Source organism: Sporosarcina sp. UB5 (assembly GCF_050859005.1).
Taxonomy (GTDB): domain Bacteria; phylum Bacillota; class Bacilli; order Bacillales_A; family Planococcaceae; genus Sporosarcina.
Genome location: NZ_CP125984.1, coordinates 1,211,412 through 1,217,500 on the forward strand (window position 1 = coordinate 1,211,412; position 6,089 = coordinate 1,217,500).

The window sequence follows — 6,089 nt, forward strand, 5'->3', positions numbered from 1 at the left end:
AAGGAGTGAAGGAAATGTCCCATTTGGATGAATTGAACGATCAGCTTTTGGTGAGACGCCAAAAGATGGATGAATTGCGGGAGAGCGGTTTAGATCCGTTTGGCGCAAGATATGAGCGGACGCACCTATCCAATGAAATTCGCGAAGCTTATGAGGGTCTTTCGAAAGAGGAATTGGACGAAACAGTACATGAGGTAAAAATAGCAGGACGAATTATGACGAAGCGGGGCAAAGGGAAAGCTGGATTTGCTCATATCCAGGATCTTGGTGGCCAGATTCAAATTTACGTCCGTCAAGATGCAGTAGGCGAAGAAGCGTATGACATTTTTAGCCACGCGGATCTAGGGGACATTGTCGGAATCAAAGGAAACGTCTTCAAAACAAAAGTCGGAGAACTTTCCATTAAAGCAACTGAATTCACGTTCCTGACGAAAGCACTTCGTCCGTTGCCGGATAAATTCCACGGGTTAAAGGATATTGAGCAGCGGTATCGCCAACGATATCTTGATTTGATCATGTCAGAAGAAAGCAAAGAGACTTTCATCACGAGAAGCCGCATCATCCAATCGATGCGCCGGTATTTAGATGGACAAGGCTACCTTGAAGTTGAAACGCCAATGTTGCATGCAATCGCAGGAGGAGCGTCGGCACGTCCGTTCATTACACACCACAACGCTTTGGATATGACGCTATATATGCGTATTGCGATTGAGCTTCACTTGAAACGCCTTATTGTCGGCGGTCTTGAAAAAGTATATGAAATCGGCCGCGTTTTCCGTAATGAAGGGATTTCCACGAGACATAACCCTGAATTCACGATGATTGAACTATATGAAGCTTATGCGGACTATAAAGACATCATGGAACTCACGGAAAATATGGTCGCTCACATCGCACAAGATGTGCTCGGTACAACGAAAGTGAAATACGGTGAAGATATAATAGACCTTTCGCCGGGCTGGAAACGTCTCCATATGGTAGATGCAATTAAGGAATATACAGGTGTCGACTTCTGGAAGCAAATGACGAAGGAAGAAGCCCATGCCCTTGCAAAGGAACATGGCGTAGAAGTGACAGGCATGATGGATGTAGGCCATGTGTTAAATGAATTCTTCGAGCAGAAAGTCGAAGAGCAACTTGTCCAACCAACATTCATCTACGGCCATCCTGTAGAAATTTCGCCTCTCGCGAAGAAGAATCCGGAAGATGAGCGTTTTACAGATCGCTTTGAATTATTCATCGTTCGCCGCGAACACGCGAATGCATTTACTGAGTTGAACGATCCTATCGACCAGCGTTCCCGTTTTGAAGCGCAATTGATCGAAAAGGAGCAAGGCAACGACGAGGCGCATGATATGGATGAAGACTTTATAGAAGCACTTGAATATGGACTTCCTCCAACAGGCGGCCTAGGAATCGGTATTGACCGTCTTGTAATGTTGCTTACGAACGCTCAATCAATTCGTGATATACTCTTGTTCCCGCAGATGAGACATAAAGAGTAATTAGAAAAGAAGCGCCGTGCAATAACGATTGAAACGTTGTTGCGCGGTTCTCGCTTCTATAGTAAATGAATGAAGAAAACTTTTTTCGAAAAAAGTATTGCAATCAAAAAGACAAGCTGGTATAGTAATAAACGTTGCGCTTCCGGTAAACGAATAACTGCTTGAAACAACTTGAAAAAGTTTTTAAAAAAAGTTGTTGACATCGGAAACGAGAACATGATATTATATAAGAGTTGCTTCTAACGGAGCAGCAAGAAATGAACCTTGAAAACTGAACAGCAAAACGTCAACAAATAAAGTTCTGAAGCCGACTCTGTCGGTGAACAGAACAAACGAATCTTTGGATTCAAAATTGACATCTTAAATGATGCCAGCAAGAAACTCGAGCTACTCGAATTTCTCTATTATGGAGAGTTTGATCCTGGCTCAGGACGAACGCTGGCGGCGTGCCTAATACATGCAAGTCGAGCGAATTGATGGGAGCTTGCTCCCTGATATTAGCGGCGGACGGGTGAGTAACACGTGGGCAACCTGCCCTGCAGATGGGGATAACTCCGGGAAACCGGGGCTAATACCGAATAATCAGTTCTTCCGCATGGAAGAACTCTGAAAGACGGTTTCGGCTGTCACTGCAGGATGGGCCCGCGGCGCATTAGCTAGTTGGTGGGATAACGGCCTACCAAGGCGACGATGCGTAGCCGACCTGAGAGGGTGATCGGCCACACTGGGACTGAGACACGGCCCAGACTCCTACGGGAGGCAGCAGTAGGGAATCTTCCACAATGGACGAAAGTCTGATGGAGCAACGCCGCGTGAGCGAAGAAGGTTTTCGGATCGTAAAGCTCTGTTGCGAGGGAAGAACAAGTACGGGAGTAACTGCCCGTACCTTGACGGTACCTCGTCAGAAAGCCACGGCTAACTACGTGCCAGCAGCCGCGGTAATACGTAGGTGGCAAGCGTTGTCCGGAATTATTGGGCGTAAAGCGCGCGCAGGCGGTCCTTTAAGTCTGATGTGAAAGCCCACGGCTCAACCGTGGAGGGTCATTGGAAACTGGAGGACTTGAGTACAGAAGAGGAAAGCGGAATTCCACGTGTAGCGGTGAAATGCGTAGAGATGTGGAGGAACACCAGTGGCGAAGGCGGCTTTCTGGTCTGTAACTGACGCTGAGGCGCGAAAGCGTGGGGAGCAAACAGGATTAGATACCCTGGTAGTCCACGCCGTAAACGATGAGTGCTAAGTGTTAGGGGGTTTCCGCCCCTTAGTGCTGCAGCTAACGCATTAAGCACTCCGCCTGGGGAGTACGGCCGCAAGGCTGAAACTCAAAGGAATTGACGGGGACCCGCACAAGCGGTGGAGCATGTGGTTTAATTCGAAGCAACGCGAAGAACCTTACCAGGTCTTGACATCCCGCTGACCGGCATGGAGACATGTCTTTCCCTTCGGGGACAGCGGTGACAGGTGGTGCATGGTTGTCGTCAGCTCGTGTCGTGAGATGTTGGGTTAAGTCCCGCAACGAGCGCAACCCTTGATCTTAGTTGCCAGCATTCAGTTGGGCACTCTAAGGTGACTGCCGGTGACAAACCGGAGGAAGGTGGGGATGACGTCAAATCATCATGCCCCTTATGACCTGGGCTACACACGTGCTACAATGGACGGTACAAAGGGCTGCGAACCCGCGAGGGGGAGCCAATCCCATAAAACCGTTCCCAGTTCGGATTGCAGGCTGCAACTCGCCTGCATGAAGCCGGAATCGCTAGTAATCGTGGATCAGCATGCCACGGTGAATACGTTCCCGGGTCTTGTACACACCGCCCGTCACACCACGAGAGTTTGTAACACCCGAAGTCGGTGGGGTAACCCTTACGGGAGCCAGCCGCCGAAGGTGGGACAGATGATTGGGGTGAAGTCGTAACAAGGTAGCCGTATCGGAAGGTGCGGCTGGATCACCTCCTTTCTAAGGATAATTACGGAATATGAACCTTTGGTTCATACGTTGACGTTTTGCGTTCAGTTTTGAAGGTTCATCCATTAGGATGCACTTTCGAAACTTGTTCTTTGAAAACTGGATAAAACGACATTGAAGCAACAAAACATCAAGTAATCAACCGAGTCGATCACTTAGTGATTGAACAATACTTTTTTAACGAGTAGTTTCTGTACTTATCGCTAAGTACTACTACTCACCCGAGGATTGCGAGAAGCGAGCAGTGCTAGGAAGCGAGTGAGTGAACACCGGAGCGTGCTTAGGCACGTGAGGATGTGAACGAACGAAGCTGACAACGCAATGCGAAGCTTATCGAAATCCGTATAAAGGTTAAGTTAGAAAGGGCGCACGGCGGATGCCTTGGCACTAGGAGCCTATGAAGGACGGCACTAACACCGATATGCTTCGGGGAGCTGTAAGTAAGCTGTGATCCGAAGATTTCCGAATGGGGAAACCCACTGCCCGTAATGGGGTAGTACGTTTACGTGAATACATAGCGTAAACGAGGCACACCCGGAGAACTGAAACATCTAAGTACCCGGAGGAAGAGAAAGAAACATCGATTCCCTTAGTAGCGGCGAGCGAAACGGGAAGAGCCCAAACCAGGAAGCTTGCTTCCTGGGGTTGTAGGACACTCTATACGGAGTTACAAAGGGACGGATTAGACGAAGAGGCCTGGAAAGGTCTGCCATAGCGGGTAATAGCCCCGTAGTCGAAAGTCCGTCCCCTCCAGAGTGGATCCTGAGTACGGCGGAACACGTGAAATTCCGTCGGAATCCGGGAGGACCATCTCCCAAGGCTAAATACTCCCTAGTGACCGATAGTGAACCAGTACCGTGAGGGAAAGGTGAAAAGCACCCCGGAAGGGGAGTGAAATAGAACCTGAAACCGTGTGCCTACAAGTTGTCAGAGCCCGTTAATGGGTGATGGCGTGCCTTTTGTAGAATGAACCGGCGAGTTACGATTCCATGCAAGGTTAAGCAGCGAATGCGGAGCCGCAGCGAAAGCGAGTCTGAATAGGGCGAATGAGTATGGGGTCGTAGACCCGAAACCAGGTGATCTACCCATGTCCAGGGTGAAGGTAAGGTAACACTTACTGGAGGCCCGAACCCACGTACGTTGAAAAGTGCGGGGATGAGGTGTGGGTAGCGGTGAAATTCCAATCGAACCTGGAGATAGCTGGTTCTCTCCGAAATAGCTTTAGGGCTAGCCTCAAACGAAAGAATCTCGGAGGTAGAGCACTGTTTGGACTAGGGGCCCATCCCGGGTTACCGAATTCAGACAAACTCCGAATGCCGATGATTTATGTTTGGGAGTCAGACTGCGGGTGATAAGATCCGTAGTCGAGAGGGAAACAGCCCAGACCGCCAGTTAAGGTCCCCAAGTATCTGTTAAGTGGAAAAGGATGTGGCGCTGCCCAGACAACCAGGATGTTGGCTTAGAAGCAGCCACCATTTAAAGAGTGCGTAATAGCTCACTGGTCGAGTGGCGCTGCGCCGAAAATGTACCGGGGCTAAACAGATCACCGAAACTGCGGATTGACACCTATGGTGTCAGTGGTAGGAGAGCGTTCCAAGGGCGTCGAAGCTAGACCGTAAGGACTGGTGGAGCGCTTGGAAGTGAGAATGCCGGTATGAGTAGCGAAAGAAGGGTGAGAATCCCTTCCACCGAATGCCTAAGGTTTCCTGAGGAAGGCTCGTCCGCTCAGGGTTAGTCGGGACCTAAGTCGAGGCCGAAAGGCGTAGACGATGGACAACAGGTTGATATTCCTGTACCACCTCCCCGCCGTTATCAGCAATGGGGGGACGCAGAAGGATAGGGTGAGCGCGCTGTTGGTTATGCGCGTCCAAGCAGTGAGGTGTGAAACGAGGCAAATCCCGTTTCTATAACATTGAGCTGTGATGGCGAGGGGAATTATCCCCGGAGTCCCTGATTTCACACTGCCAAGAAAAGCCTCTAGCGAGGCGGGAGGTGCCCGTACCGCAAACCGACACAGGTAGGCGAGGAGAGAATCCTAAGGTGATCGAGAGAACTCTCGTTAAGGAACTCGGCAAAATGACCCCGTAACTTCGGGAGAAGGGGTGCTCTGGTAGGGTGTTAAAGCCCGAGAGAGCCGCAGTGAATAGGCCCAGGCGACTGTTTAGCAAAAACACAGGTCTCTGCAAAACCGTAAGGTGACGTATAGGGGCTGACGCCTGCCCGGTGCTGGAAGGTTAAGAGGAGAGGTCAGCGCAAGCGAAGCTTCGAATTGAAGCCCCAGTAAACGGCGGCCGTAACTATAACGGTCCTAAGGTAGCGAAATTCCTTGTCGGGTAAGTTCCGACCCGCACGAAAGGCGTAACGATCTGGGCACTGTCTCAACGAGAGACTCGGTGAAATTATAATATGCGTGAAGATGCGCATTACCCGCGACAGGACGGAAAGACCCCGTGGAGCTTTACTGTAGCCTGATATTGAATTCCGGTGCAGCCTGTACAGGATAGGTAGGAGCCTTGGAATCCGGAGCGCCAGCTTCGGAGGAGGCAATGGTGGGATACTACCCTGGCTGTATTGGACTTCTAACCCTTGCCCGTGATCCGGGCAGGAGACAGTGTCAGGT

Annotated in this window: 1 protein-coding gene and 2 rRNA genes (1 of these 3 only partly in view); all 3 read left to right on the plus strand. The window is 50.3% G+C overall.

Going from position 1 to position 6,089, the window contains the following annotated elements; genetic code table 11:
* Window positions 1-14: 14 nt before the first annotated feature.
* The gene (gene lysS / locus QM454_RS06370) at window positions 15-1,505 is read left to right on the plus strand and encodes a lysine--tRNA ligase (protein WP_432363011.1); all 1,491 of its coding nucleotides are present in this window, start codon (window positions 15-17) and stop codon (window positions 1,503-1,505) included.
* 403 nt (window positions 1,506-1,908) lie between these two features.
* Window positions 1,909-3,460, plus strand: a 16S ribosomal RNA gene (locus QM454_RS06375).
* Between the two features lie 358 nt (window positions 3,461-3,818).
* Window positions 3,819-6,089: ribosomal RNA gene (locus QM454_RS06380) — 23S ribosomal RNA — on the plus strand (it continues 663 nt past the right edge of the window).
* Together the 16S and 23S rRNA genes form the textbook arrangement of a ribosomal RNA operon.

Excerpts from the sequence above, each read along its gene's own strand:
- lysS (WP_432363011.1), top strand. The coding sequence starts at position 15 with ATGTCCCATTTGGATGAATTGAACGATCAGCTTTTGGTGAGACGCCAA.